The 25212-nt window shown below is 48.8% G+C and carries 31 protein-coding genes and 1 other RNA gene; 9 read left to right on the forward strand and 23 right to left on the reverse strand.

The window, feature by feature from the left end; genetic code table 11:
• Positions 1-40 precede the first annotated feature (40 nt).
• The 10 genes from ACYSNS_RS01170 to ACYSNS_RS01215 form a co-directional block, all read right to left on the reverse strand.
• Entirely contained in the window at positions 41-589 is a 549-nt protein-coding gene (locus ACYSNS_RS01170; protein ID WP_461721295.1) for a cell envelope integrity TolA family protein, read from the reverse strand.
• Positions 586-1638: a cell envelope integrity TolA family protein gene (locus tag ACYSNS_RS01175; protein ID WP_461721296.1), complete on the reverse strand. Its 1053-nt coding sequence runs from the start codon at positions 1636-1638 to the stop codon at positions 586-588. Before ACYSNS_RS01175 ends, ACYSNS_RS01170 begins: the two co-directional genes overlap by 4 nt.
• Positions 1639-1658: 20 nt before the next feature.
• Complete coding sequence (gene tolR, locus ACYSNS_RS01180) at positions 1659-2120, reverse strand: protein TolR (RefSeq protein ID WP_461721297.1); 462 nt, start codon at positions 2118-2120, stop codon at positions 1659-1661.
• A gap of 11 nt (positions 2121-2131) precedes the next feature.
• Entirely contained in the window at positions 2132-2845 is a 714-nt protein-coding gene (gene tolQ / locus ACYSNS_RS01185) for a protein TolQ (protein WP_461721298.1), read from the reverse strand.
• A gap of 340 nt (positions 2846-3185) precedes the next feature.
• A complete protein-coding gene (locus ACYSNS_RS01190) occupies positions 3186-3635 on the reverse strand; it encodes a YbgC/FadM family acyl-CoA thioesterase (RefSeq protein WP_461721299.1) in 450 nt (149 codons plus the stop codon).
• Entirely contained in the window at positions 3628-4671 is a 1044-nt protein-coding gene (gene ruvB / locus ACYSNS_RS01195; RefSeq protein WP_461721300.1) for a Holliday junction branch migration DNA helicase RuvB, read from the reverse strand. Before ruvB ends, ACYSNS_RS01190 begins: the two co-directional genes overlap by 8 nt.
• Positions 4672-4680: 9 nt before the next feature.
• Complete coding sequence (gene ruvA, locus ACYSNS_RS01200; RefSeq protein WP_461721301.1) at positions 4681-5295, reverse strand: Holliday junction branch migration protein RuvA; 615 nt, start codon at positions 5293-5295, stop codon at positions 4681-4683.
• On the reverse strand, positions 5292-5801 hold the full coding sequence (gene ruvC / locus ACYSNS_RS01205; RefSeq protein ID WP_461721302.1) for a crossover junction endodeoxyribonuclease RuvC: 510 nt from the start codon (positions 5799-5801) through the stop codon (positions 5292-5294). The genes ruvA and ruvC overlap by 4 nt, the downstream gene beginning before the upstream one ends.
• 75 nt (positions 5802-5876) lie before the next feature.
• Positions 5877-6356 (reverse strand): protease adaptor protein RcdA, encoded by a 480-nt coding sequence (gene rcdA / locus ACYSNS_RS01210; protein WP_461721873.1) that lies wholly within the window; start codon positions 6354-6356, stop codon positions 5877-5879.
• A 214-nt stretch (positions 6357-6570) separates the two neighbouring features.
• A complete protein-coding gene (locus ACYSNS_RS01215; protein WP_461721303.1) occupies positions 6571-7773 on the reverse strand; it encodes an OpgC family protein in 1203 nt (400 codons plus the stop codon).
• Between the two features lie 204 nt (positions 7774-7977).
• Between ACYSNS_RS01215 and ACYSNS_RS01220 the strand changes: the two genes are divergently transcribed.
• The 4 genes from ACYSNS_RS01220 to ACYSNS_RS01235 all read left to right on the forward strand — a co-directional run bounded on the left by ACYSNS_RS01220 (position 7978) and on the right by ACYSNS_RS01235 (position 11098).
• Complete coding sequence (locus ACYSNS_RS01220; protein ID WP_461721304.1) at positions 7978-8637, forward strand: thiamine phosphate synthase; 660 nt, start codon at positions 7978-7980, stop codon at positions 8635-8637.
• On the forward strand, positions 8634-9620 hold the full coding sequence (locus tag ACYSNS_RS01225; RefSeq protein WP_461721305.1) for a tetratricopeptide repeat protein: 987 nt from the start codon (positions 8634-8636) through the stop codon (positions 9618-9620). Before ACYSNS_RS01220 ends, ACYSNS_RS01225 begins: the two co-directional genes overlap by 4 nt.
• A 109-nt stretch (positions 9621-9729) precedes the next feature.
• A complete protein-coding gene (gene efp, locus ACYSNS_RS01230) occupies positions 9730-10293 on the forward strand; it encodes an elongation factor P (protein ID WP_461721306.1) in 564 nt (187 codons plus the stop codon).
• A 13-nt stretch (positions 10294-10306) separates the two neighbouring features.
• Positions 10307-11098 (forward strand): inositol monophosphatase family protein, encoded by a 792-nt coding sequence (locus ACYSNS_RS01235; protein WP_461721307.1) that lies wholly within the window; start codon positions 10307-10309, stop codon positions 11096-11098.
• A 172-nt stretch (positions 11099-11270) separates the two neighbouring features.
• On the opposite strand, the gene ACYSNS_RS01240 is transcribed toward ACYSNS_RS01235, so the two are convergent.
• Positions 11271-12590: an NAD(P)/FAD-dependent oxidoreductase gene (locus tag ACYSNS_RS01240; RefSeq protein WP_461721308.1), complete on the reverse strand. Its 1320-nt coding sequence runs from the start codon at positions 12588-12590 to the stop codon at positions 11271-11273.
• Positions 12591-12619: 29 nt separating this feature from the next.
• Positions 12620-14413: an ABC transporter transmembrane domain-containing protein gene (locus tag ACYSNS_RS01245; protein WP_461721309.1), complete on the reverse strand. Its 1794-nt coding sequence runs from the start codon at positions 14411-14413 to the stop codon at positions 12620-12622.
• A gap of 169 nt (positions 14414-14582) precedes the next feature.
• On the opposite strand from ACYSNS_RS01245, the gene rpmE reads away from it, so the two are divergent.
• Positions 14583-14804, forward strand: coding sequence for a 50S ribosomal protein L31 (gene rpmE / locus ACYSNS_RS01250; protein WP_461721310.1), 222 nt, complete (start codon positions 14583-14585; stop codon positions 14802-14804).
• 318 nt (positions 14805-15122) lie between these two features.
• On the opposite strand, the gene ACYSNS_RS01255 is transcribed toward rpmE, so the two are convergent.
• The 10 genes from ACYSNS_RS01255 to ACYSNS_RS01300 all read right to left on the reverse strand — a co-directional run bounded on the left by ACYSNS_RS01255 (position 15123) and on the right by ACYSNS_RS01300 (position 21233).
• On the reverse strand, positions 15123-15869 hold the full coding sequence (locus ACYSNS_RS01255) for a YebC/PmpR family DNA-binding transcriptional regulator (protein WP_461721311.1): 747 nt from the start codon (positions 15867-15869) through the stop codon (positions 15123-15125).
• A 129-nt stretch (positions 15870-15998) separates the two neighbouring features.
• Positions 15999-16820, reverse strand: a complete 822-nt coding sequence (locus tag ACYSNS_RS01260) for a TIGR00282 family metallophosphoesterase (protein ID WP_461721312.1) — start codon at positions 16818-16820, stop codon at positions 15999-16001.
• A gap of 21 nt (positions 16821-16841) precedes the next feature.
• Positions 16842-17408: a 5-formyltetrahydrofolate cyclo-ligase gene (locus ACYSNS_RS01265; RefSeq protein ID WP_461721313.1), complete on the reverse strand. Its 567-nt coding sequence runs from the start codon at positions 17406-17408 to the stop codon at positions 16842-16844.
• A complete protein-coding gene (locus ACYSNS_RS01270; protein WP_461721314.1) occupies positions 17405-18049 on the reverse strand; it encodes a glutathione S-transferase family protein in 645 nt (214 codons plus the stop codon). Before ACYSNS_RS01270 ends, ACYSNS_RS01265 begins: the two co-directional genes overlap by 4 nt.
• 46 nt (positions 18050-18095) lie before the next feature.
• Positions 18096-18256: non-coding RNA, 6S RNA (ssrS, locus tag ACYSNS_RS01275), on the reverse strand.
• Between the two features lie 49 nt (positions 18257-18305).
• Complete coding sequence (locus tag ACYSNS_RS01280; protein ID WP_461721315.1) at positions 18306-19004, reverse strand: hypothetical protein; 699 nt, start codon at positions 19002-19004, stop codon at positions 18306-18308.
• A gap of 125 nt (positions 19005-19129) precedes the next feature.
• On the reverse strand, positions 19130-19255 hold the full coding sequence (ykgO, locus tag ACYSNS_RS01285; RefSeq protein WP_461721316.1) for a type B 50S ribosomal protein L36: 126 nt from the start codon (positions 19253-19255) through the stop codon (positions 19130-19132).
• 172 nt (positions 19256-19427) lie between these two features.
• Positions 19428-20507, reverse strand: coding sequence for a 5-(carboxyamino)imidazole ribonucleotide synthase (locus ACYSNS_RS01290; protein WP_461721317.1), 1080 nt, complete (start codon positions 20505-20507; stop codon positions 19428-19430).
• 1 nt (position 20508) lies between these two features.
• Positions 20509-21006 (reverse strand): 5-(carboxyamino)imidazole ribonucleotide mutase, encoded by a 498-nt coding sequence (gene purE, locus ACYSNS_RS01295; RefSeq protein ID WP_461721318.1) that lies wholly within the window; start codon positions 21004-21006, stop codon positions 20509-20511.
• A gap of 23 nt (positions 21007-21029) precedes the next feature.
• Positions 21030-21233, reverse strand: coding sequence for a YdcH family protein (locus ACYSNS_RS01300; protein WP_461721319.1), 204 nt, complete (start codon positions 21231-21233; stop codon positions 21030-21032).
• Positions 21234-21480: 247 nt separating this feature from the next.
• On the opposite strand from ACYSNS_RS01300, the gene ACYSNS_RS01305 reads away from it, so the two are divergent.
• Complete coding sequence (locus tag ACYSNS_RS01305; protein ID WP_461721320.1) at positions 21481-21654, forward strand: YdcH family protein; 174 nt, start codon at positions 21481-21483, stop codon at positions 21652-21654.
• Position 21655: 1 nt separating this feature from the next.
• On the opposite strand, the gene ACYSNS_RS01310 is transcribed toward ACYSNS_RS01305, so the two are convergent.
• Entirely contained in the window at positions 21656-21847 is a 192-nt protein-coding gene (locus ACYSNS_RS01310) for a DUF1192 domain-containing protein (protein ID WP_461721321.1), read from the reverse strand.
• A 64-nt stretch (positions 21848-21911) separates the two neighbouring features.
• Between ACYSNS_RS01310 and ACYSNS_RS01315 the strand changes: the two genes are divergently transcribed.
• From ACYSNS_RS01315 to ACYSNS_RS01325, 3 genes are all read left to right on the forward strand, one after another.
• A complete protein-coding gene (locus ACYSNS_RS01315) occupies positions 21912-22910 on the forward strand; it encodes an NAD(P)H-quinone oxidoreductase (RefSeq protein WP_461721322.1) in 999 nt (332 codons plus the stop codon).
• Between the two features lie 133 nt (positions 22911-23043).
• Positions 23044-23727, forward strand: a complete 684-nt coding sequence (locus ACYSNS_RS01320; RefSeq protein ID WP_461721323.1) for a DUF1013 domain-containing protein — start codon at positions 23044-23046, stop codon at positions 23725-23727.
• A gap of 238 nt (positions 23728-23965) precedes the next feature.
• Positions 23966-25150, forward strand: a complete 1185-nt coding sequence (locus tag ACYSNS_RS01325; protein WP_461721324.1) for a calcium:cation antiporter — start codon at positions 23966-23968, stop codon at positions 25148-25150.
• Positions 25151-25212 lie beyond the last annotated feature (62 nt).

The raw sequence follows: 25212 nt of genomic DNA on the forward strand, positions 1-25212 counted from the left end.
ACTTTTCATAAATTCTTATCATTCCATTTGCCGCTTATAACTATTTTGCTGCAAAGGGATTAAAGTCTATATCGATTTCACGCCACTTTTCGTCTGTATCGGCTGGTAGCGGAAAAGGTGAACACTTGGCAATTGCCGCCTTAAATGCTTCGATACCGCTTTGCTGTTGAAGCCTGTTGCCATCAGCTGCGGTAACATCTGGCGTTCCTTTTACCGTGCCGTCTTCATTCAAGAAAAAATGCGCGCTAATTTTGATAGCGCCTACATCTTCATCCTTGATAGATCTTTCAAAATTCGCGCGTAAACAAGACGATAAAGACATTTGGAACAGTCTGACACGTCCATCATCAGTGACTTTGCTTTCGTGAGCAGCGGGCGTCTTTTTCTTGTCCGCCTGTTGTGCTGCGTCAACGACCATAAGCGCGCTTTGGAACTGATGATTACGCGGTGGTTCAAGAAGTTCCGCTGATAGGGTATTCACCTTGGCATAAGAAGGAAAACCATAGCAAAGAATGGTTGCGATGATGCCCATATGCACAAGGCGATATTGTTTCAAAACCGGAGCATGTGTAGGCCGTTGATCATTCATCGCATTTCACCCAAAGGATCGAAAACCATATTGATTTCTCGCCACATGCCATGCTTATCCGCAGGCAGTGGATAGGGTGAGCATTTTGCAATGGCTGCGCGCGCCTGATTGATACCGATCTCTTGCTGACGATTATCGCCGCCGGTCGCAGAAAGCTCCGGCGTGCCATCAAGCGTTCCGTCAACATTCAGGAAGAAATGGGCCTGAATTTTTAGATCACTCGTAGTACCACCGCCTATGGCTATTGCGTCAAACCGGCTTTTAATACAAGTCGCAACTATATTGCCGAAGGTTTGCATCAATTGCTGATTGTTACCAATATTCTTTTGTCCACCAAACGCAGCCGGTCCCTCTGAGCGTGCCGCACCACCGCCCGATGTACGCGTTTTGTCAATCAAGGCTTTTTCATTCATTGCCAAAATATCATCAACGCTTTCCTCACCCTTTGGCTTTTCCGGAGGTTTTGCAGCGACAGGTTTCGGCTTTGCAGTCGGAACAGGCGCTTTTTCAGGTAGCACCGGCATAGGGTCTTTAGCCGGCTCAGCCGCCGGCTCTCTCGCGTTGGCTGTTTCCGCGGGCTTTGGCTCTGCTTTATCGGGTTTTGCGCTTTCTTCCTGTTTGGCAGGTTCATCAACCTTGACCATATCATCAGGCTTTGGCGTTTCATTCGGCTTGCTATCTGTCACTTTAGCTGGCGGCACAAGCATCGGTTTTGCCTTTGGGTCACCTGCGGGTGTCGGTGTCACATCGACATCACGGTCTTTTTCCTTTGGCTTTAGCGGCGCTTCATTATCCACCTTGCCATCACCGACATGCTCAGCATCCGGTTTTTCAACCGGCTTGGTTGTGGGTTTTGGTGCGGGTTTTTCTGCCTTGGGCGCTGTCAGATCACCTTTTTTTACCGACATTTCTTCACCGATCGGCACCAAGGAAACCGGTAAGGCTTCAGTCATTTCAGCATTAAAATTTGCTGGCGACGAAAGACTGACCAGTCCCCATCCGAGAACCAGTACGTGCGCTGCTACCGATGTTGCCAGACCTGCCTTCATGATATCAGTATATCGCCATTTTACTGTTGTGGCAGACTTGCCAATGCAACATTGGTAAAGCCCGCTTTTTGTATGGTTGCTAGAAGATCAAGGATCTTCTGGTATTCAATCGTCTTTGCGCCGCGCACAAAAATGCGCTGTTTAGAAGCATCACCGCCCGTTGCGGTAACGGCTTTCAATTTGGCTATCACCTCATCCGGTGTGGCATAGAATTCTTCATTGACCGCCAGTTTGCCCTCATTATCGATTGAAACTGTCAAAGGCTGTGTATCGGCATTGACGGGGCCTGCTTGCGTCTGCGGCAGGTCAAGCGGCACACCATTGACCAACAAAGGCGCCGACACCATGAAAATGATCAGAAGAACCAGCATCACGTCAACAAATGGCGTCACGTTGATTTCACTCATCAAAGCGCGGCGCGCTCCACTGCGGCGTCCACGCCGCCTTGAGCCACCACCTGAAGAGCCTACTGCCATACCCATCTGATGTCTCCTCAGACCGACTGACGCGATGTCAGTTTTTCGTCAATCTGACGTGAGAGAATTGCCGAGAATTCATCTGCAAAACCTTCCATCTTCGATGTGATTTTGCCTGCATCGCCCGATAGTTTATTATAGGCAATAACTGCAGGGATAGCGGCAAGAAGGCCGATGGCCGTGGCAAGCAACGCTTCAGCAATACCGGGAGCGACCACGGCAAGAGACGTATTTTTTGATGCGGCGATTGATTGAAACGAACTCATAATACCGACAACAGTTCCGAACAGGCCGATGAATGGCGCTGCTGAACCAACGGTTGCCAAAAATCCCAAGCGAGATTCCATCTTGTCGCTTTCACGCGCCAAAGCCACGTCCATGGCTTTATCAATACGGCTTTGCAAACCAATAGGAGAACGCGCACCTTTTTCGATGGATTTTTTCCATTCGCGCATAGCGGCCATAAAGACAGCCCCCATACCGGATACACGCCGATCGTCAAGGTTGCGATAAAGCTCCTCGAGTGATTGGCCGGACCAGAAAACCTGTTCAAACCGTGCCATAGCATGACGAACCCGACCAAAAGAAATGATCTTGTCGACAATAATCGCCCAACTCCAGACCGACGCCAGAAGCAAGCCTATCATAACGGCCTTGACAACCCAGTTGGCCTGCATGAACAGGCTCCAGATACCCACTGATTCTGGACTTGCTAGTTCTATTCCCGGCATAATTTATTCATCCCTGAATCCAAACGCCCGGCAATTTTACCGGGCGGCCATAAGCGAAAACTCTTGTTACATCAAACGCTCGAAGCCATATCAGAACGGGAACACCCCGTTTTCACGATTATCTTATGGCGTTTAAATTTGGTGAAACAAAGGCCGAAAACCGGCAATCCGGGGGCTTTTGATTCCCGCTTAGTCTTACATGTCTATGGTTAATGATTGGTAAGCAATCGAAACAATTCGCAGCTTCTCAATCGCTTTTATATCTCATTTGAAGGTGGTTGAAGAATACCTTTAAAAGCGGTCGGCAAATCTCTCGGCAGCCACTTATTGAATTGATGCCTCAATCCGTCACGATTGACCACTTGTCTATAAAATCTTTAGGGAATCGCCGCGGATGGCCTTCGCCGTTAATCAGCGCCGCCTCAACACGGGCAGATACCAGTAAGTTATCCGCGCAAGATATATTCTGACCCATCACAATACGGGCCCCGCCCAGTTTTACGATCTTTGTTTCGATTAACAATACATCATCAATATGTGCAGGCTTGCGAAAGTCTATTTCCATTTTCCGGACAATCCAAACCAGCTTTTCTCCATTTACACCTTTGGCAAGCTCGGTATGATGGATGCCGCTGACACGGAGAAATTCAGACCGTCCGCGTTCGAAAAATTCAAGATAGCGTCCATGATAGACCACGCCGGAGAAATCGGTATCGGCGAAATAAACACGTGCAAAAAGCCGATGGACACCATCGATGATCTCACCGCAAAACGGTACTGTCTCAGTCATTTTCACCACCAAACAGACCAAATTGGGTAGCATTCGGCGTTTGAGGCGCGGCGAGGCCCATATGCGTCCACGCTTTGGGTGTCATCACACGTCCACGCGGCGTACGCTGGATAAAGCCCTGTTGGATAAGGTAGGGTTCGATAATATCCTCGATTGCATCGCGCGGCTCCGATAGTCCGGCAGCAATGGTTTCAATGCCGACAGGCCCACCGCCGAAATTTTCGGCAATCATAATTAAATAACGCCGGTCGAGTTGATCTAGCCCCAGACTATCGACTTCCAAACGCGACAGGGCTTCGTCGGCTATTTTTCTATCTATGGTCTCGGCCTTGGCAACCAGCGCAAAATCCCGCACCCTTCGCAAAAGACGACCGGCGATCCGCGGTGTACCTCGTGCACGGCGTGCTATTTCACGCGCACCGTCTGCTGCGATAGGCATTTGAAAAATACGTGCCCCACGGCGCACAATGAATTCAAGTTCGTCGACCGTATAAAAGTTAAGCCTTACCGGAATGCCGAAACGATCCCGTAAGGGGGTCGTCAAAAGTCCGAGCCGCGTTGTTGCAGCGACAAGCGTGAATTTTGCCAGATCTATCTTGACCGAGCGGGCAGCAGGGCCTTCGCCAATAATGAGATCTAGCTGAAAATCTTCCATCGCCGGATAGAGAATTTCTTCAACAGCGGGACTGAGACGATGGATTTCATCAATAAAGAGAACATCCCGCTCTTCAAGATTGGTTAAAAGGGCTGCAAGATCGCCCGCTTTGGCAATCACCGGCCCAGAGGTCGAACGAAAATTGACCCCCAATTCTTTGGCCATGATTTGTGCCAAGGTGGTTTTTCCCAAACCCGGAGGGCCAACGAAAAGAACGTGATCCAATGCTTCATTTCGGGTTTTTGCCGCTTCGATGAAAACCTTCAAATTCGCCCGTGCCGCTTCCTGGCCAACAAAGTCATCCAGTAGCTGCGGTCGCAGCGATGTATCAATATCCTCGCCACGTTTGTCTGCTGTAAGAAGGCGTTCCTGATCATCCATAGCAGCGTTTTACCTTGAAAGTTCTTTCAAGCCAAGCCGTATCAACTTGGCAGAGTCAGCACCTTCGCCAGCATCACGAACAGCGGCGGCGACAGCATTGGCTGCCTGATCGCGCGAATAACCAAGATTGGCAAGCGCGGATACGGCATCGGCAACAGGTTGGGCGGCAACGCCTTCTCCAAGTTCATGTTTCAACCCCATATGCGCATTATCAATCGCAAAAGCCGGAGCCTTGTTTTTCAACTCCGTGACGATGCGTTCTGCCACTTTTTTGCCAACCCCCGGTGCGCGGCTGACCATGGCCAGATCGCGAAGGGCAATGGCATTCGAAAGTTCGGAAGGAGACAATGTTCCCAACAAAGCCAAGGCAACCTTTGCGCCCACGCCTTGAACATTTTGTAATAGACGAAACCATTCCTGTTCCAGTTTGGATTGGAACCCGAAAAGCCTGATCGCGTCTTCACGCACCTGCGTTTCAATAAAAAGGGTCACTGCCTCACCAACCGAAGGCAAAGCACCTAGAACACGCGCTGATGCAAACACCACATAGCCAACACCATGAACATCGACGATCACATGGTCATCATCAATTTCGTCGACAATACCTTTGAGTTTTCCAATCATGCCAACGCCTTCAATCGGTGGGAAAGACTATTGCGATTATGCGCGTGACAAATTGCAATTGCCAGTGCGTCGGCCGCATCACTGGAATCAAAACTTGCACGCGGCATCAAGACTTTGACCATCATGTGAATCTGCTGTTTCTCGCCATGACCAACGCCGATAACAGCTTTTTTGACAGCATTCGGCGCATATTCCGCAACGGGCAAGCCTGCCTGCGCTGGAACAAGAAGGGCGATACCACGCGCTTGTCCCAGTTTGAGCGTAGCACCAGCATCCTTATTGACGAATGTATGCTCTACGGCTGCTTCCTGCGGCATAAATTGATGTAGAATGTCGGCAAGGCCGGTATGGAGTTGGCACAGTCGTGAGGCTAAATCACATTTTTCATCCGATTTAACGGTTCCCGCGGCGATAAATTTAAGGTTATTGCCAAGCGTTTCTATAACGCCCCAACCTGTACGTCTTAATCCAGGATCAATACCTACTATTCGAATCGCTTCTGCCATGTTGCAAAGGTTAGAGCTTTTAAAGGCTTGAAGATAGTCAAATGTGAACAAAAGGGAAACAAAATGAACAGGATGTTAATCGCGTTGAAAAGCTGCCTTTAACATGTCGATCTGCTCGCTAACGGGGTTTGGCTGGCCAGATGCTGCCATCAAGGCATTATCGACATCATGATCCATATGCCTGACCCGATCTTCAAGGCGGATCGAATAATTGACAAGTTGCCTGAATTCTTCGGGTAGTTCATTCCATTGCGCGCTGTTTAAACCGGCGGACGGGGTATTGAGCGAAACTTTTGCTTTTTCCTGTCGTATTTGCTCAGGTGTCATTTCCTTGTCACGCGCTGCACGGAAAAGCAACAACCACGATGCCACCTGCATTAAGCGCGTACTCATCCGCATCGCTTCACTTGCATAGAGAGCCGAAGCCTCACCAGACAAACTCCTTGAAGCGATTTTGCCCGCACCATCAATATAGCTCGCGGTTTCTTCGATTAATGCCATCCCCTCATCATAAAGACGAGTAAAAGCATTGTCGAAAGCACCATGCTCGAACATGAATATCGTGTTATCTGCCTGCAATCCTTGCGGATTCACCCGTTTTACTCCACATCGCTTCAATCGAGGTACAAACGACAGCCGGTGACTGGAGGTTCCCGACAATCGTTTGTGCATCTCGCTTACAGCAAAATGCACAAACGAAAATGGTTTCGCAATGAAATCCTTAATGCAAGGTTAACGGCATAAAGCTGTTAACAGGTTAGCGTGACTTTTACGCTTTTTGCCAAGCGGTATCCGCCACGTTTTGTGCCGGTGAACGTACCTTTTGCGATGCATTGAAGCCATTGGTTTCGAGCGGCATTTGCACAACCGGTTTTGCCTGTTTGGTCGCAATCTTGACCCATTCAAGATAATAGGCCACGGCAAACTGGATGACAATGCCGGTCGCGATCAACAGAGTGTCATAGTACAGCCCGCCCGGATTGACCGTTTTCAAAACCTGGCCTCCCATGGCAAGGATTGTACCGGTAACGAAAACCGGAAGGCTGTGTTTGCCCAAGATAGCCAATGGATTTATCTGCGACACACGCGCCAACCGATTGATCTGCGGAATCATCACAACAACATAAGCCAGTGATAATATGTGCAACAAACGAGGAAGGCTCAAAAAGGTTTTATTAAACCCTGTCAAGGTTGCGGGCATACCCATAGTCGGGTTGATCCACCACCAGCCTAAACGCACCCACAAGAGCGAAATGACCAGATAGGAAATTGCCGCAAGCAACAAAAGCGGATGAGATGGTAACGTCCCACCACGTTTCACGTGCACTGTTGCGGCGATACCGATGACAAAAAGCAACTGCCAGGACAGCGGATTGAGAAACCAGACACCTTTTGTCGGATAATTATGCGGTGCAATCCCGTAGAAACCAGCGACGAGATAAAGCACCACCGAGCCAAGCAATAGAAGCTTCATGCTTTTATTGGCAAGATAGAGCATCAAAGGCGCAGCCAACATCAACACCATATAAAGCGAAAGAATGTTATTATAACCGAGTTGGTGCCCCAGCGTCACAACGCCAAGCAGCGCCTTGGCCGGCTCTTTCAACAACATGGGTATATTATTGACCCGCAAGAACTCCGGATGATGAAGAAATGTGGCCGCAGCAATGAAAATTGCCAGACTGATGAGTGTGGTCATAATATGGGTTGAATACAGCGTCGCCGAGCGGCGCCAAAGTTTCAAAGAGATGAGCAGGCGATTTTCACCGATGAACTTTGAACCGTAAGCAAGCCCGACTGCAACGCCCGAAATCAGTACGAATGCTTCCGCCGAATCAGAAAAGCCGAAATGCTTATGGGTAAACCACTCATAGATGGTGCCGGGCACATGATTGATAAAAATTGTCAATAACGCTAAGGCACGGAAAACATCAATGCGGGTATCACGCTTGGACATCATCGGTTGTGTCATATTTTTATTGCCTTTGGCTTTCTCTACACACGGCAAGGGCCATGCTCGGTTTTGTCATTAAACCATCACACACCAAAATGGAGTCGAAATTGCATTCGGCAACGATCACATTTCTTTCCAGATTGAAATCATTGTAAGGAATGATTAGGGGTGGGATGATAGATTTGCCCTAATTCATCCTTTTTATTTCCTTATGATTGCAGCATGACAGACAGTAACAATTTTATGACGCCACGACTTATCATGACATTAGATGCACGCCGTATGCTTGCAGCAAACCGCCTTGCAGACGGATTGGAGCGCGGTGACTTCGCCAGTGTCATTCTTTATGATTCGCAAAATGACGAAGCTTTTTTGCAAAAATCGGCTGAGTCTCTGATTGACATTGTCCAGGCAAAAGGCGTGGCGCTGTTGATTGCCAATGATAGCCGGATAGCCGGACGTATCAAAGCAGATGGTGTTCACCTCGAGGGTAAAGTCGATGACCTTCGCCAAATGATTGAGCGCCACCATGACACAATGATTTTAGGTTTCGGCAATTTGCGCGATAAACACGGCTCGATGGAGGTTGGCGAATGCGAACCTGACTATCTGCTGTTTGGCAAGCTTGGCGCCGACAAAAAGCCTGAGGCCCATTCCCGCAATCTCACATTGGCACAATGGTGGTCTGAGGTGATGGAAATTCCGGCAATTGTCCAGGCTGGTGCAGATATCGCCACTTTCAACGATGTTCTGGCAACAGGGGCTGAATTTATTGCTATTGAAGAAGCGCTTTTTGGCGCTCACGACATTGTTGAAGCTATTGACAGCATCACTGCAATGATCGCCGCAAGAACTGAGAGCATGACGGAGTCCCAGGGATGAAGGCGATTGCGCGCATCTTTATGACATTGGCTTTGCTTGCACCCTTTGCAGGCAGCGCATCGGCAAAAGCTGATAGCGACGAGGCTGAAAGAGGTGCCCGCCCAACCGCCAATAAGCAGACGAATGCGACAGCGCCTCTTAAAGCGGGCCAATATGATTTTGCCTATGACAATTATACCGCTGGAAATTATCTGACAGCATTCACAGAAGCGCTGAAACGGGGAGAAAAAGGCGACCCTACCGCTCAAACCCTTCTCGGACGAATGTATACAGAAGGCTATGCAGTGACATTGGATGGGGCGCGTGCCGCACTTTGGTTCGGGCGCGCTGCCAAACAAGGCGACCCACAAGCGGAATTGCGTTACGGGCTTATGGTTTTTAACGGAAATTACGTCACGAAAAATCAGGCTGAAGGCGAAGAATACGTTCGGAAAGCCGCAGATGCCGGTGTTCCCGAGGCTTATTTCTATTATGGTCAGCTACTGATGAATAAGGCTGACATTGATGATGCGTTGGAAGTCGGCCTTTCTTGGTTCTTGAAGGGAGCGGCTCTTGGCAATCCAGATGCCGCCTATGCAGCAAGCCAGATATTGGCGCGCGGGACACCAAAACGGCCGCGTGATGATGATAATGCCCGCAAGTTGATGGAGGCAGCCGCTGCAAAAGACCACGTACCGGCGCAAATTACGCTGGCAAAATGGATGGTTGAAGGCCGTGGTGGGCCACGTGATTACAAAGGCGCATTCAATCTTCTGCTTCTTAATTCGAGCAAAATGATTGCCCCGGCACAAATTAATCTTGCAAGGCTATATCGTGACGGCATCGGAACGGATGGTGACACCGTCATGGCTGCCGCATGGTATATGGTGGCTAAACAGGCCAAGATGGAGGCGCCAGACTTGGAATCCATGCTGGAGGGCATGTCGGACGAACAGCTTGCCGCCGCTTCAAAAAAAGCTGCCGAGCTTATGCCGACGCTTTAAAATTTCAGACCTCCCCTTGCTTCCAAAGCAATTTTATGGTCTTGAAAACCACAATACAGGACATTTCAACGATGTCCTTTCCAAAGATAATCAAAATTGGACCGATAATATGAAGATCAATGGCAATGAAATCCGGCCCGGCAATGTGATTGAACACAATGGCGGCCTCTGGGCGGCCGTCAAATGCAATGCGGTGAAACCCGGAAAAGGTGGCGCATTCAATCAGGTGGAATTGAAAAACCTGATTGACGGCACAAAACTGAATGAACGTTTCCGCGCAGCTGAAACTGTCGAAAAGGTGCGCTTGGAGCAGAAGGATTTTACATTCCTTTATGAGCAAGGCGACACATTGGTATTCATGGATTCAGAATCCTATGCACAGCTTGAACTGCAAAAGGATTTTGTCGGCGACCGCGCCGCATTTCTGCAAGATGGCATGACAGTAACGGTTGAGCTTTATGAAGAAAAGCCAATCGGCATCAACCTTCCCGATCAAGTGACATTGGCTATCACTGAAGCTGATCCGGTTGTCAAAGGACAGACAGCGGCCTCATCATACAAGCCGGCCATCCTTGAAAATGGCATCCGCATTCTGGTGCCGCCATTCATCTCATCCGGCGAGCGGGTTATCGTCGACACGAATGAACTCATTTATCTGCGTCGCGCAGATTAAAAAGGTTTAACTTATGGCACGTTCAGCAATAATGAATGTCATGGTGCAAGCGGCGATGAAAGCGGGCCGCTCGCTGGCCCGTGACTATGGCGAGGTGCAGAACCTGCAGGTATCATTGAAAGGCCCGGCCGACTATGTCAGCCAGGCCGACCGCAAGGCTGAAGAAATCGTCAAAAACGAGCTTATGAAAGCCCGTCCCGATTATGGCTATCTGATGGAAGAATCGGGTGAGATTATCGGTGAGGATACCCAACACCGGTTTATCGTCGACCCTTTGGACGGAACAACCAATTTTCTGCATGGCATACCTTTTTTCGGCGTCTCTATCGCGATGGAACGGCAGGGACAAATTGTTGCCGGTGTCATTTATAACCCCGCTTTGGACGAATTGTTTACAGCAGAACGTGGTGGCGGTGTGTTCCTTAACGATCGTCGTATGCGCGTTGCAGGGCGCCGTAAGTTGGAAGATTGTGTCATTGGCACCGGCGTTCCACATCTAGGGCGCGGCCAGCACGGACATTATCTGGTCGAATTACGCAATGTCATGGGTGAAGTTGCTGGCATACGCCGCTTAGGTGCTGCCGCTCTTGATCTTGCTTATGTAGCAGCCGGACGCCTTGATGGCTTTTGGGAAGATAATCTCCAGCCTTGGGATATGGCAGCAGGTCTTCTCATGGTGCGTGAAGCGGGCGGTTTTGTCAGTGACAAGGATGGCGGACAGGATATCTTTGGCAAAAAGAATATCATCGCCGGAAATGAGTTGGTTCACGGCGCCTTGATGAAAACGCTTAGAAAACCAATCTAGAGCAGTTCCCGATTGATGTGAATCATCAATCGGATAAGATACCGCGACAAATCAAAAGCTTGATACGCACCGGCCTGATACAATCAGGTCGAAAAGCGCTCTAGCTAATAAATCCCAGCAATATTTACATACAATCGACAAAGCGTGTTGTGGTCTCAAACTCCGATGCGCTTTATCTATCTCCGCCAGCACGGCGCTGTTCTTTTTTCAGTCGATATTGCGCGCCAATACGACGGATTGGATCCGGCGGAATAAAGCTGGGGCAACTGTTCGCGCGTATAAATTGCATGTCAGCATTATCATCGCCGCAAATTGCATCGGCAGCAAAACAGCCCAGATACGTACCTTTCGCAACACCCACCCCATTACAACCATTAAGCACCATAATATTATCTGTCGGTTGCTTGAAAACTGAATGCTGGTTAAGCGTAACGGCAATCATGCCACCCCATGTATAATCAAACTTGACGTGGGCGAGTTGCGGAAAACGTGCAATGAACGATTTACGGTGTTGTTCTAACGCGTTTCCTAAATGTCTGTCACCGGTAGAAAGCGATGCTGAAAAACGTAAGATATTGCGGATGAAGATACGTCTATCCGGTGTCAAGCGCACGGTTGTGCCTGCTGGATGAGCCGAGGTCAGCCCCCAAGGCACGACGTTGCAGAAGTGTCTCTCCACATCCGCTTTGTCTAGAGGTTGGGTTAAACTTGCATAGGTGTAGACTGGTACAAGACGATTTTTTACGAATCCGAACTCACTATTAAAGACATTGCCTGCATGAACGACAAAGCCGGCCTTTATTGACCCCGTTGGCGTAGAAAGATGATGTTTTGAACCATAACGGATTTCGGTGACAGGGCTATCTTCGAAGACGACGACATTAGCGGGCAGATGACGGGCCAAACCGCAAATCAAAGCGGCGGGATTAACTAGAATATTCCCCGCCGTATAGATAGCCCGCTGATAGTAAGAAGTCCCCAACCGACGGCTTAATGCCTCGCCGCTAATGTCTTCATAGGCAAAACCGTCCGCTTTTAGCTGCGCAGCAAAATGATCGAGCCCTGAAAGATTCCGGCTTTCATGTGCTGCCATATATTTTCCAGCATCCTGCCAATCGCAGGCGATGTCATAGCGATCCTTGAATTGACGTAAGCGGTCTATAGCAAAATTATTCAAGCGATAAAGACGTTGATCATGCGCGGGGTCGGTTTTGCCGCCATCAACATTATGCGGCACGTCGATGATGAAACCTGCATTGCGACCAGATGTGCCCTGCCCGACCTTCAGCGCATCGACCACAGCAATCTTCGCCTTTGGTTGGTGCTCAGACAACCGATGCGCGAGAGAGACACCGGTGAAGCCGGCACCTATAATGACATAATCAAATTCATGATGCCCTACCAGCTGGCGTCCCTGCCTATGCCCGTTGGGCGATATTTCATACCAGCCCGATTGGCCGTCGATCTGCGGTTGTTTGTGAATGTGAACCATGTAACGTCTATCTCACCATTTGGCAGTTTTCAGTGGGAAAACTGCAGCTTCGCCAAGCGAGCATAAAGGCCGTCACGTGCGACCAATTCTTCATGAGTACCTTCTTCAACAATATGTCCCTGATCGAGCACCAGAATGCGGTCTGCTTTGAGCACAGTTGCCAAACGATGCGCAATAACGAGTGTCGTTCTATTTTGCATCAATCGTTCAAGAGCTTTTTGAACAAGCATTTCGCTTTCGGCATCAAGTGCGGATGTGGCTTCGTCCAAAAGCAATAAAGGGGCATCACGCAAAATAGCCCGGGCAATGGCAATGCGCTGTTTTTGACCACCGGATAAGGTAACCCCCCTTTCCCCGACCTGTGTATCAAATCCGTCTTTCAACGCTTGAATGAAATCGAGCGCATGGGCAGCCTTTGCAGCGGCTTCAATTGCCGCATCATCGGCATCCTTCGCCCCAAATGCGATATTGTCGCGCAATGTCCCGTCAAAAATTGCCACATCCTGCGGCACATAGGCTATGCGTGCGCGCAAATCATGTGGATCTGCCTGTGCAACATTGATACCGTCGAACGAGATAGTACCTTTCTGCGGATCGTAGAAACGCAAAATAAGCGAAAAAATCGTGCTTTTCCCAGCACCTGACGGTCCGACGAATGCAATGGTTTCACCCGCTTTGGCTGAAAAAGAAAACCCATGGAGTGCAGGCTGTAACGGCCGTGTCGGATAGGCAAAATCAACATTTTCGCACGTCACCGCACCTTTTGCAGGAACGGGCATTTTGAGCGGAGCTGCCGGCACCGTTATTTGCGGTATCTCGACAAGGAGCTCAGCCAGGCGCTCTGCTGCACCCGCCGCTTGAGCCAATTCTGCGCCCACTTCAGAGAGTTGCCCAAACGCGCTGGCACCAAAGACTGCGTATAGGACAAATTGCCCAAGAGTGCCGGCACTCATCGTATTATCCAATACGTCGTTTGAACCGATCCAAAGTACGGCGACAACGCTGCCAAACACCAGAAAAATTGCAAAACCGGTCAGGAAAGCGCGCGAGAGTATCGAGCCACGAGCAGATTGGAAAGCGCGTTCGATGAGGGCCGAAAACCGGCTGTTGACCATACTTTCTGCCGTGAAGGCCTGTATTGTGCGTATGGAGCCGACCTGTTCCGAGGCCAATGCCGTCGCATCCGCAAGACGATCTTGCGCAAGACGTGTTCGCACCCGTACTTTTCTTCCAAAGGCTATCAAAGGAATGACCACAATCGGAATGGCGACAAGAACCATTGCCGAGAGCTTGGGGCTGGTGACGATCATCATGATAACGGCACCAACCGCCATTATCAGATTGCGCAGTGCCACAGAGGCTGTCGCACCGACAGCTGATTTGATCTGTGTTGTATCAGCAGATAAGCGCGATACAATCTCGCCTGAGTGCGAACGATCGAAAAACTCCGGCGAGAGACTAATGATATGGGCAAAAACATCGCGTCGAAGGTCAGCAACCACATGTTCCCCAAGTGTAATTACCGAATAATACCGCCCGGCAGAGGCAATGGCCAAAATGGCTGCCAATAGAAACAGCACGCCGAAATAGGAATTGATCATGGAACCGTCACTATGGGTAAAACCATGATCAAGCATACGCCGAATGGCAATGGGTAACGCCAACATGACAAGAGCGGCTAGAACCAAAGAGACTGCTGCTGAAAATGCAAGTTTGCGGTATCGTAAGACATAGGGAAACAGTGTAGAAAGCGGGCGTAAATTCCGTTTTTGTCGATTGGTTGTGTTTTTTTCGGCATTTTCTATGCCGGCCTGCTTATCCATCTTCGATTGCGCCCTTGTGCTATTGCTCTTGCTGATGTATAGGCAACACCAGATTTTTGCAAAAGTCCGGTTCTTGTCCGGGCTTTGTTTATCAAATTGACGAACGGATCGCACCATGAAAATGCATAAAGCGGTCCATCGTTACAGTTAAAAGCAGGAAGTTTGCGTCATGAAAGCTGATATTCATCCAGATTACCACACCATCAAGGTAGTGATGACCGATGGCACCGAATATTTTACCCGTTCAACATGGGGTAAAGAAGGTGACACTATGAACCTCGATATCGATCCAACAACCCATCCAGCTTGGACTGGCGGTTCGCAGACACTTCTCGATCGTGGTGGTCGCGTGTCCAAGTTCAAGAACCGTTTTGGCAATCTCGGTATCTAAAATCTTTACCAAATATAATAAAAAACCCGCCTTCATGGCGGGTTTTTTTATGGATATTTTCTAACCCATATCTTCCAGAGTAATCGTCAACATGCCGGCGACCATACTTGCTATCATGAACAGAACGAGCAGCCCGATGATGAACAAAACTAGGGCGATTCTGCGATGCCTATGATGAAACAGGAGAACCAGCCCGATACAACACAGCGCTATCGCTAAACCAAAAAACCAGCATCCGATGACAAGAAAAAGGGTTGGGCTCGAATCAGTGATTTGGTTTAAGTAACGAAAAATATCGTACAAGATAATGGAGGCCGATCAAGCGGATAGCTTGGCCAATACCTCATCGCTCACTTCGAAATTGGCGTAGACATTCTGCACATCATCGTCTTCTTCGAGTGTATTGATTAAACGTAGAACCGACTGGGCCTTTTCTTCATCAACCGGCGCACCAGTCGTAGGTTTCCAAACCGTCTTGATGGATTCTGCTTCACCCAATGATGCTTCCAATGCTTTGGATACTTCACCGATGTCTTCAAAAGCACAGATGATGACATGACCGTCTTCATCTGTTTGCACATCTTCTGCACCAGCTTCGATTGCGGCTTCCATGACGGTGTCAGCATCGCCGACTTCCAACTTGTAGACAATTTCGCCAACACGGTTGAACATGAATCCCACAGATCCGGTTTCTCCCAAAGCACCACCGGATTTCGTAAATGCGGCGCGCACGTTCGATGCCGTACGATTGCGATTGTCTGTCAATGCTTCCACAATAACAGCAACGCCAGCCGGACCATATCCCTCGTAACGTACCTCATCATAGTTTTCTGCATCGCCACCGGTTGCCTTTTTAATGGCACGCTCGATGTTGTCCTTCGGCATCGATTGTGCTTTGGCATTCTGAACTGCGAGGCGCAGACGCGGATTCATCGCCGGATCCGGTGTCCCCTGCTTGGCAGCAACGGTAATTTCGCGTGCAAGTTTGGAGAACATCTTAGATCGCATAGCATCCTGACGGCCTTTACGATGCATGATGTTTTTAAATTGAGAATGGCCTGCCATGGCTCACCTTTCAGGTTTTGGCGACAGAGAGCCTTGCCTAGATGCGAGCAACCCCGTCGGACAGCGTTTTGAAATTCTGAATGTCGCCTTATACGGAAAACTGGCGAAAAGGTAAAGAGAGCGCAATCCTTACCAGAAATTAGGGATAACCTCGTGCAGTCTCGGACCGATACGCAGCGGTGAAATTTTTTCCGCCAGCCCCGTTCGGTCTGATATGTCCACCGCCAGTCCGCAAATCGTTGCCGGGCCATGGGCTGGCTCATACCGCCCACGTGGAACCTTGGTGACAAATCGGTTGAGCGGCTCTTCTTTGTCCATTCCCAACGACGAATCATAATCGCCGCACATACCCGCATCTGACATATAGGCGGTTCCACCATTCAATATTTGTGCATCTGCGGTTGGCACGTGCGTATGGGTGCCAACAACAACGCTGGCTCGACCATCCAGAAAATGCCCGAAGCACTGTTTTTCACTCGTTGCCTCGGCATGAAAATCAAATATGACAGCATCTGCCTGCTCGCCCAGGGGACAATCCCCCACGATCTTTTCTGCTGCTTCAAACGGATCATCGAGATCAGGATGCATAAATACCCGTCCCATCACATTGGCAACGAGAACACGCGCTCCATTTTTCGCGATAAAGACACCTGAACCCTTGCCGGCGGTGCCCCTCGGAAAGTTGGCTGGCCGCAAAAAGCAATCGCTATGGTTAGCGTAATTCAAGGTTTCTTTTTGATCAAAAGCATGGTTGCCGGTTGTAACAACGTCGGCACCGGCTTCTAATGTTTCACGATAGATGCGCTCGGTTATACCAAAACCCGATGCGGCATTTTCTCCATTAACCACGACAAAATCGAGCTTGAAGTTCGATATTAAGCCGGGGAGCTTCTCGAATACCGCTGTGCGGCCGGTTTTTCCGACCATATCGCCTAAAAATAAAAATCTCATAGTCGATGTTTTAATCAAACTTTATAAAATGCGCAAACCACTTTCTGTCCAAATTCTGTCGAGTGGAATGTCATGCGGTTCAGCAGGTATATGCTCTACTTGCTGGCAATCAAATGCGAAGCCAATCAATAGAGGATTCCGCCCGTTTCGATGCATCTGCGCTATGGCGCGGTCATAGTAGCCTGCACCGTAACCAATGCGGTTGCCATTTTTATCAAAAGACGCAAGCGGAACCAAAAGACAATCCGGCTCAACCATCACCGAGTCTTGTCCGGGACCGAATGTACCAAACCCCATCGGCACCAATTGCGATTCGTTTTCAAATGATCTGAAAACCATCGTTGTTTTATCAATCAACGCAGGAAGCGCGAGTTGAAAACCATGTTTATGCAGCGCCATCATAACAGGTCGCGGATCGATTTCCGAGCGGATGGGCCAAAAACCACTTACGACTTTTCCTGTCATGATGCGTATGGCATCATCAACATTTTCAGCCATCTGCCCGGCAATCTTCAAACGCTGCTCTGGATCCATCGCGTCACGTCGCGCTAGACACTCCACCCGTAAAGCGTTCTTGTCTTTCTTCATTTGCCGCTGATGACTTTTTGTACAGCCGGTATTGCTCTCAATCGTTCGACATAGCGCAGCAGATTATCCAGACCAGCAAAGAGTTTTGCTTTGGTGGGAACTTGTGATGCATAGTCGAGTATCGGCAGCAAAATAGCATCCGCCAAAGTGAAGCTTTTTCCGCATAAAAATGCCTGCTCCGCTAACTGTTTCGAAACAACAGCGAGGCTTTCATGTGCAGCAGGAAGTGCTTTAGCCACTATGTCTAAACGAACTTTTCCGTTTTCACCTTTTGGAAAAGCATATTCCAGCACATAATCTCTCAACACTGCCTTATCGACATAGATAGAAATGACTTGCGCCCAAGCATCAACAAGCGCTGCGTCACTTGCAGCAGTGGGCCTCAGTGATTTGTCCGGATAAAGAGCATCGAGATAGCGGCAAATCGCCGTTGTTTCAAAAATTTTCAATTCGCCTTGCAACAGGACAGGAATTTTGCCGAAAGGATGATAATCTTTAAGCGCTGCTGATCTTAAAGCCAGCGTTTCGCCATGCACCGTCATACCGGTTTCATAGGAAACTCCCATCAGCTCACAATAAATGCGAACGCTTCGTGTAAACGTACTGTAATCAGTACCGACAATAAATAAAGATTGAGGCATAGAGAACTCCCACGTCGAGATTCTACAACACCCGACAAAATGTAAGCGGCGAACCACAGCAACCGATGGAAAGGTTTTGATCCCGGGAACCTACAACGTAGGTGGGTGCCATATGAAGAGGCCCACGAGCCCCCTCAGGGACAGCTCCCTTAGAGATCAATAAGGCCCCGGGGATGCAGTTATTCCTGTCGGGAAGTGCAGAACGCCAAAACCAATATAAGATGAAAGACGATACTTCACCAGTGGCAAAGCCAAATTAAATCGCCTTATCGGTTTGCTCTTCCAGCAAGTCAGAAATGCGGCTTTGGGCTTTGCGCATCTGGGGATAATATTGCAAGGCCTGCTCATAAGCCTTCAGAGCCAAATCATCCCTATCCGTCATTTCCATGACGGAACCCAAAAGTACCATGGCATTGTAATTTCTCGGCTCAAGCTTCAACGTTTCATTGAGCTCCAGCATAGCCAGTTTGATATCATTCGTTTGGATATGAACTGCCGCGCGCCGCATCCAGCCTTCGGCATAATCTGGTTGTAAAGCGACGACATTATCAAGGAAATCTAGGGCCAAAGCATAATTCTGTTCATTGATACCATCTTCCGCCCACTGCATTAACAGATCAATCGTGTCACTTCCCGACTGCGCCCAAAGCCCCTGTATCTGGCGGCTGATGGTCGCAGCAGCTTTTACATCAACAGTGCGTTTCAAGGATGCAAATAGCCGGTCAAGTTCCATTTGCTTGCGTTCAGCAGCATTCTGGTCTTTACCAAGTTCAGGTAAAGCTTCGTCAGGCGATGGTTTTTCCGGAATCATATCTTCAGGCGATAGCAAAGGAGATTCGGGGTCCTCTTGCGGTGGCAGCTCCGGCAATCCCTGCGCATAAAGCGGAATAGGGCCAAAGCCAAAGCAGAGGCATAGCAAAACACTGAAAAATCCACTGCGCAATTTATTCAACATCACATCCTGAATATCGATTTTAGCATGCAATATAGATAGACGATTGTGGTGACGCAATGGCGCCAGTCAGCAGACATAAAAAAAGGCCCCGAAATGGAGCCTTTTTTTAAGGATAGTCGAACAGATTAACCCTGACGTGCCTTGAAACGCGGGTTGCTCTTGTTGATGATATAAATACGACCCTTGCGGCGAACCAAACGGTTGTCGCGGTGACGAGCCTTAAGCGCTTTAAGCGAATTTTTGATCTTCATTTCAATCACCGTTTCTGTAACCCGTCGCCGGGCAAAATTAAATAAGCCCGCAACCGAGCCTGAAATCTGTTGGCCAAATAGCCTGAGCTGATAGGCTTTGTCAACTGCAAATGATTCAAAAAATAAGGTTTTTCCGGATCACCGAGCTCATCACTCTAACATGAGACAGTAGTCAGGCGTGTCCGGTCAACCGCGTCGCATGCCCCATCTTGCGGCCGGGGCGAACATCCGACTTACCGTAGAGATGGATCAACGTTTGCGGTTCGCGCAGTAAATCCGTCAGCCGGTCAACATCATCACCAATAAGATTTTCCATAACACAGTTGCTGTGACGCTTGGCATCAGCCAATGGCAAACCGGAAACCGCGCGGATATGTTGTTCGAACTGCGAAATCAAGCAGGCAGCTTCCGTCCAATGTCCCGAATTGTGGACCCTTGGTGCAAACTCATTTGCAATGATGGATCCATCGGCCAAAACAAAAAATTCCATGCCGATGACACCAACATAATCCAATTCATGAAGAACTATTTCAGCAGCCTTTTGCGCGGCTTTGCTGGTATTCACATCAATGGAAGCCGGAACCGTCGAGCTTCGTAATATGCCGTCTCGGTGTACGTTTTCAGGGCAATCGTAGAAGATGACCTGCTTTTGCTGGTTGCGGGCCGCAATCACAGAAATCTCCTTGGTGAAATCAACAAAACCCTCCAGAATAGCCGGCACATCGCCAATTTCGCTGAGAGCTTGATCAATCCCGGCTTCATCGGGCTGGTCAAGACGTATCTGGCCTTTGCCATCATAACCAAGCCGACGCGTTTTTAATATACCTTTACCGCCAATGGCAGCAAGGCCGGCAATAAGAGACGGCCGGTCATCGACCAAATGCCAAGGTGCGGTTTCAATACCACTTTCGTTTAAAAACTTTTTTTCAAGGAAACGGTCTTGCGATATTTCAAGCGCTGCCGGTTGTGGATGAATCGTGGCTTTTTCAGCCAGCCTATCCATGGCAGCTGCCGGCACATTCTCAAATTCATAGGTGATGACGTCACAGGCCTTTGCCAAAGCGTCGAGCGCTTCATTATCATCATAAGCTGCAACAATATGACGGTTGGCTGTCTGCGCAGCGGGACAATCCACCTGTGGTTCCAGTATAACCGTCTTGAAACCAAGCCTTGCGGCAGCCATGGCCATCATCCGCGCAAGCTGGCCACCGCCGATGATTCCAATCGTTGCACCGGGCTCAAGACGCTTCATTTCAAACCTCATCAACTGGAAACTCGGCGACACTTGCCGTTTGCTTTTCACGCCACAGATCAAGCCGACTTGCCAAACCGTCGTCATAGACTGCCAACATTGCTGCAGCCAACAAGGCCGCATTGATGGCACCGGCTTTGCCAATTGCCAAGGTTCCTACCGGTATACCTGCTGGCATTTGCACAATAGAAAGGAGTGAATCTTGACCGGAAAGCGCGCGCGACTGAACCGGCACGCCAAAAACCGGCAAGGGCGTCATTGCGGCAGTCATACCTGGCAAGTGCGCCGCACCGCCGGCACCGGCAATAATGACTTTAAAACCAGCATCCTTGGCACCCTTAGCAAACGCCACCAGCCGATCGGGCGTGCGATGTGCGGATACAATCCGCGCTTCAAAAGCAATTTCAAGCGCTGTCAAGGTTTCGGCAGCATGCCGCATGGTTTCCCAGTCTGACTGGCTCCCCATAATGATGGCTACATCACATTTTTTTTCCGCCATGATCACTTCCCGTCTTTGGTTTTTCAGGCAATGATATCTGGAATGATCCGATCTTCAAGCTTTTGAAGCTGATCCTTGATACCGAGTTTCTTTTTTTTCATCCGTTGGATTTGCAGTTGGTCACATCCAACCGCCAGCATGGCTTCAATCGCTGCATCAAAATCGGCATGATCCTGCTTCAGTCTGGCTACTGCCAGTTTGATGTCTGCCTGTTCTTGTTCGGACATGACCGCCGCCCTGCATGATGATGTTGAATTATATAAAGTGCTTCGCCAGTACTGAAATATGCCTGACCGCTCTGATTGCGCCTATAACATAGATTATGTTTTGCGGAAATGCCTAATCACTGTGATGAAAATAAATCCGAATGACATCGACAAATAATCATAAAGGTGACAAATTTATTTCCTTGGATGCTTAAAAAACACATTCACAATGAATAAGTCCAAAGGTGGAAACGAAAGGAGTACTGTTATGGGAATTGAAGCACATCTGGAATCTCTGGAACGCAAGCATGGCGATCTTGAAACGGAAATCAATGAGGCTCTGGCCGCACCTTCTACAGATGATCTCGAAATTTCAGATCTCAAGCGCAAAAAGCTCGTCCTGAAAGACGAGATCGAAAAGCTGAAAACCCAAACAGCATAAACTATTTCGATTTGAATAGTGCCTCGGCATCTGCACGACTTTTGTCCTTCTTGTTCTGTTCTTCCTTTAAACGGAAAATTTCAGTTTCAAGAAGGGCTGTCCTGGCTGTCAATTCGTCAAAAGACAGCATGGATATATCTTGACCGAGCTGATGCTGGGCTTTTCGTATTGGCATGCTTTCGTCGATCGTCATGAACTTGTCTTTCGTGAGTGAGACTGCATATCCCTTATAATACCAAGAAGAAAGACGATAGAGAATGACGATAGCTGAAAAAATGCGCGCCATTGCCATAGATGGCGCAGGCGGACCAGATGTCCTGAAACTAATCGAGACAGATGTTCCAGCGGTAACGGACAATGATATTCTCATCCGCGTTCATGCTGCCGGCGTTAACCGACCCGATGTGGCGCAAAGACAAGGCAGCTATCCGCCGCCGCCGGGAGCATCTCCTCTGCCAGGTTTGGAAGTCGCTGGCGAGGTCGTCAAGGTTGGAAAATCAGTCAGCCGCTTCAAGTTGGGCGACCATGTGACAGCGCTTATCGCTGGCGGTGGTTATGCTGAATATGCTGTGGTGGCTTCGGACAATGCTTTGCCGATTCCCCAAGGATATGATTTTATCCGTGCAGCAGCCCTGCCCGAAACCTTCTTTACGGTATGGAGCAATGTTTTTGATCGAGGCCAACTCAAAGCCGGTGAAACCTTTCTCGTTCATGGCGGAACATCCGGCATTGGAACAACCGCCATTCAACTCGCCAAGGCATTTGGCGCAACAGTGATTGCTACAGCCGGAACAACAGAAAAATGCGATGCGTGCACGAAATTGGGCGCTGACCTTGCTATTAATTACCGCGAACAAGATTTCGTTGAAGAAGTTAAGAAATTCAGCGGCAAAAAAGGTGTCGACGTTATTCTTGATATGGTCGGCGGAGATTACACCAATAAAAATTATAAAATAGCGGCCTATGACGGCCGGATTGTCCAGATCGCATTTTTAAAAGACCATAACGCAACCATCGGTTTGAATTACATTATGGTGAAACGACTGACACATACCGGCTCAACTTTGCGAATAAGGGATACCGCTTTTAAAGCAGCGATTGCCAAAGCGCTTTATGAAAAAGTTTGGCCATTATTGGAGGAAGGTAGTGTTGCACCGGTGATGGATCAAGTCTTTACACTTGAACAAGCCAGCAAAGCACATGAACGCATGGAATCAAGCCAGCATATTGGCAAGATTGTTTTGAAAATCGTTTGATAAGACATGCGGTACAACAGCGTGGCTTGTCGTTTTGATAAATTTGGGTTATAAGGCTGCATGATTTCCCGGAAATTGTGGTCTAGTCCACGTCCCGCCTCACCGGAGCGGGCGAACAAGAGGATACTATCTTATGGCAACGCAACTTTTGATGCCCAAAGCCACAGCCGTCTGGCTGGTTGACAACACAGCCCTGTCTTTTGACCAGATTGCCGCTTTTTGTAAGCTGCATCCTCTGGAAGTCAAAGCCATTGCCGATGGTGAATCTGCTCAGGGAATTAAAGGTCTCGACCCGGTCAATACAGGCCAGTTGACACGCGACGAGATTGCGCGCGCAGAAAAAGACGGCAATTACCGCTTGAAAATTGCCGAACCAAAAGTTCGCATTCCTGAAAGCAAGCGTAAAGGTCCTCGTTATACGCCATTGTCAAAGCGTCAGGATCGCCCTAATGCTATTTTGTGGTTGGTGCGTAATCATCCTGAGCTTAAAGACGCGCAGATTTCGCGTCTGATTGGTACGACGAAATCAACGATTGAACAAATCCGCGAGCGTACTCACTGGAATTCAGCCAACCTCACTCCTCTTGATCCGGTTACATTGGGCCTTTGCTCCCAAATCGATCTTGATATCGAAGTTGAACGCGCTTCTAAAAACCGTCCAGCGGTTATGCCGGAAGATGGAACGTTGCTTCCAGCATCAGCGACTGAAAATCTTGATATTCATGCAGCTGAAGAGGAAGAACTAGACGCCGATAAAGTTTTTGCAAAGCTTTCATCACTTAAAAGCGATCGGCAAGAAGACGAGTCAGAGTTTTAATGATTCATTGTTGGCGCCCATAGGCGTAAGCAATAAGATCATTTTGGGGATTGTTCAGTCGTTTTGAAGACGAATGATCCCCAAAAATAGCGCAAAAAATAAATCATAATGGTGTTTTTGCGCATAAATATACCCATTTGATGGTCTAGCAAACAAACGGGATGGACGACCATTCCTGCGCTTAAGGCGCGATTTTTCATAGGGACGACCCTGCAATTTATCAGCCGGAGTCTATTCTATGACCAATACAAAAACCGCTAGAAAACGTGTTTCAGCCAACATAACGTATAAGAAATCGCACTCCATGCGCCTCTACCGCTTGTTCGCGGCTTGGCTTGCTGTGCTGGTCTTCGCTTTCGGTTGGCCGACACTTTCAAGTAGTTCGTTGACGATCATATCAGCAGCTGTTGTTTTCACCATCCTTTTCTCAGTTATTCTTTACGCTGCATTCGGCGTTGTGCACGAAGCTGATGGCTTGGCCCGCATGCTGGGTGAGCCCTATGGGACGATAATCCTTACACTATCAATTGTCTCAATAGAGGTCATCTTGATTTCTTCGGTTTTGCTCGGTCCCGGTGAGACTACATCTGTCGGAAAAGATGCAATTTTCTCGGTCATGATGATTATCATGAATTTGGTCACAGGTCTCTGCCTGATAGTCGGTGCTTGGCGCTACAAGCAGCAGGAATATAACAAACAGGGTGCCACGATCTATCTTGTTCTTATTGCCGTGCTGGCCTTTATAGGTTTGGGGCTACCAGATTTTATTGGCGATAACGGCATTTTCACCCCCATGGAAGCCACAGCGCTCGGTGGCGCAACGCTGCTCATCTATCTTGGATTTCTCGCAATGCAGATCGGGCCATGGCATCGCTTGTTTACACAGCCAACCAAGGGCCACATGGTTGTCGAGAAAGATGAAGCAGGATCGGCAATGGCGACCTCTGTCAATCAGCAGCCGAACGCTGTCGATTGGAAAGCCGTGGCCTTTAGCAGCTGCATCTTGATAGCACTGATGCTGCCTATTGTTTTACTTTCTCACCACATGGCCGTTACCATTGACTTTGGTATCGCTGCCCTAGGAGCACCAATTGCGTTAAGCGGTGTTATTATTGCGGTGATTGTGTTCACGCCGGAGTCGATATCATCTTTGAAAGCTGCGTTAAACAACGAGTACACCCGTGTAAACAATCTCTGCCTTGGAGCTTTCTTATCCACTGTCGGCTTGACCGTCCCATCGGTCTTATTTATCGGCCTCATCGCCAATAAAACAGTTTTGTTGGGTATGAACCGTTCTGAAATTATCCTGTTTATCGCGACAATGATGTTAGCAGCAGTGACATTCACAGGCAGAAGAACGCATATGATCAACGGTATCGCTCATCTTGTGCTATTCTCTATCTATTGCCTGACATTGTTTTGATGGGTTCAATCCAATAAAAAAGCCCCTTCGAGAGGGGCTTTTTTTTACGTACGCTTGATCTA

This window comes from Bartonella sp. LJL80 (genome assembly GCF_054871565.1).

Excerpts from the sequence above, each read along its gene's own strand:
- ACYSNS_RS01305 (WP_461721320.1), top strand. The coding sequence starts at position 21,481 with ATGGGAATTGAAGCACATCTGGAATCTCTGGAACGCAAGCATGGCGAT.
- ACYSNS_RS01310 (WP_461721321.1), bottom strand. The coding sequence starts at position 21,847 with ATGACGATCGACGAAAGCATGCCAATACGAAAAGCCCAGCATCAGCTC.
- ACYSNS_RS01170 (WP_461721295.1), bottom strand. The coding sequence starts at position 589 with ATGAATGATCAACGGCCTACACATGCTCCGGTTTTGAAACAATATCGC.
- ACYSNS_RS01265 (WP_461721313.1), bottom strand. The coding sequence starts at position 17,408 with ATGAAGAAAGACAAGAACGCTTTACGGGTGGAGTGTCTAGCGCGACGT.
- ACYSNS_RS01175 (WP_461721296.1), bottom strand. The coding sequence starts at position 1,638 with ATGAAGGCAGGTCTGGCAACATCGGTAGCAGCGCACGTACTGGTTCTC.
- ruvB (WP_461721300.1), bottom strand. The coding sequence starts at position 4,671 with ATGGATGATCAGGAACGCCTTCTTACAGCAGACAAACGTGGCGAGGAT.
- ACYSNS_RS01225 (WP_461721305.1), top strand. The coding sequence starts at position 8,634 with ATGAAGGCGATTGCGCGCATCTTTATGACATTGGCTTTGCTTGCACCC.
- ruvC (WP_461721302.1), bottom strand. The coding sequence starts at position 5,801 with ATGGCAGAAGCGATTCGAATAGTAGGTATTGATCCTGGATTAAGACGT.
- ACYSNS_RS01290 (WP_461721317.1), bottom strand. The coding sequence starts at position 20,507 with ATGAAGCGTCTTGAGCCCGGTGCAACGATTGGAATCATCGGCGGTGGC.
- rpmE (WP_461721310.1), top strand. The coding sequence starts at position 14,583 with ATGAAAGCTGATATTCATCCAGATTACCACACCATCAAGGTAGTGATG.
- purE (WP_461721318.1), bottom strand. The coding sequence starts at position 21,006 with ATGGCGGAAAAAAAATGTGATGTAGCCATCATTATGGGGAGCCAGTCA.
- rcdA (WP_461721873.1), bottom strand. The coding sequence starts at position 6,356 with ATGTTCGAGCATGGTGCTTTCGACAATGCTTTTACTCGTCTTTATGAT.
- ACYSNS_RS01190 (WP_461721299.1), bottom strand. The coding sequence starts at position 3,635 with ATGACTGAGACAGTACCGTTTTGCGGTGAGATCATCGATGGTGTCCAT.
- ACYSNS_RS01270 (WP_461721314.1), bottom strand. The coding sequence starts at position 18,049 with ATGCCTCAATCTTTATTTATTGTCGGTACTGATTACAGTACGTTTACA.
- ACYSNS_RS01220 (WP_461721304.1), top strand. The coding sequence starts at position 7,978 with ATGACAGACAGTAACAATTTTATGACGCCACGACTTATCATGACATTA.
- tolQ (WP_461721298.1), bottom strand. The coding sequence starts at position 2,845 with ATGCCGGGAATAGAACTAGCAAGTCCAGAATCAGTGGGTATCTGGAGC.
- ACYSNS_RS01235 (WP_461721307.1), top strand. The coding sequence starts at position 10,307 with ATGGCACGTTCAGCAATAATGAATGTCATGGTGCAAGCGGCGATGAAA.
- ACYSNS_RS01280 (WP_461721315.1), bottom strand. The coding sequence starts at position 19,004 with ATGTTGAATAAATTGCGCAGTGGATTTTTCAGTGTTTTGCTATGCCTC.
- ruvA (WP_461721301.1), bottom strand. The coding sequence starts at position 5,295 with ATGATTGGAAAACTCAAAGGTATTGTCGACGAAATTGATGATGACCAT.
- ACYSNS_RS01245 (WP_461721309.1), bottom strand. The coding sequence starts at position 14,413 with ATGGATAAGCAGGCCGGCATAGAAAATGCCGAAAAAAACACAACCAAT.
- ACYSNS_RS01255 (WP_461721311.1), bottom strand. The coding sequence starts at position 15,869 with ATGGCAGGCCATTCTCAATTTAAAAACATCATGCATCGTAAAGGCCGT.
- ACYSNS_RS01260 (WP_461721312.1), bottom strand. The coding sequence starts at position 16,820 with ATGAGATTTTTATTTTTAGGCGATATGGTCGGAAAAACCGGCCGCACA.
- ACYSNS_RS01215 (WP_461721303.1), bottom strand. The coding sequence starts at position 7,773 with ATGACACAACCGATGATGTCCAAGCGTGATACCCGCATTGATGTTTTC.
- ykgO (WP_461721316.1), bottom strand. The coding sequence starts at position 19,255 with ATGAAGATCAAAAATTCGCTTAAAGCGCTTAAGGCTCGTCACCGCGAC.
- ACYSNS_RS01325 (WP_461721324.1), top strand. The coding sequence starts at position 23,966 with ATGACCAATACAAAAACCGCTAGAAAACGTGTTTCAGCCAACATAACG.
- ACYSNS_RS01315 (WP_461721322.1), top strand. The coding sequence starts at position 21,912 with ATGACGATAGCTGAAAAAATGCGCGCCATTGCCATAGATGGCGCAGGC.
- ACYSNS_RS01300 (WP_461721319.1), bottom strand. The coding sequence starts at position 21,233 with ATGTCCGAACAAGAACAGGCAGACATCAAACTGGCAGTAGCCAGACTG.
- ACYSNS_RS01240 (WP_461721308.1), bottom strand. The coding sequence starts at position 12,590 with ATGGTTCACATTCACAAACAACCGCAGATCGACGGCCAATCGGGCTGG.
- ACYSNS_RS01320 (WP_461721323.1), top strand. The coding sequence starts at position 23,044 with ATGGCAACGCAACTTTTGATGCCCAAAGCCACAGCCGTCTGGCTGGTT.
- efp (WP_461721306.1), top strand. The coding sequence starts at position 9,730 with ATGAAGATCAATGGCAATGAAATCCGGCCCGGCAATGTGATTGAACAC.
- tolR (WP_461721297.1), bottom strand. The coding sequence starts at position 2,120 with ATGGGTATGGCAGTAGGCTCTTCAGGTGGTGGCTCAAGGCGGCGTGGA.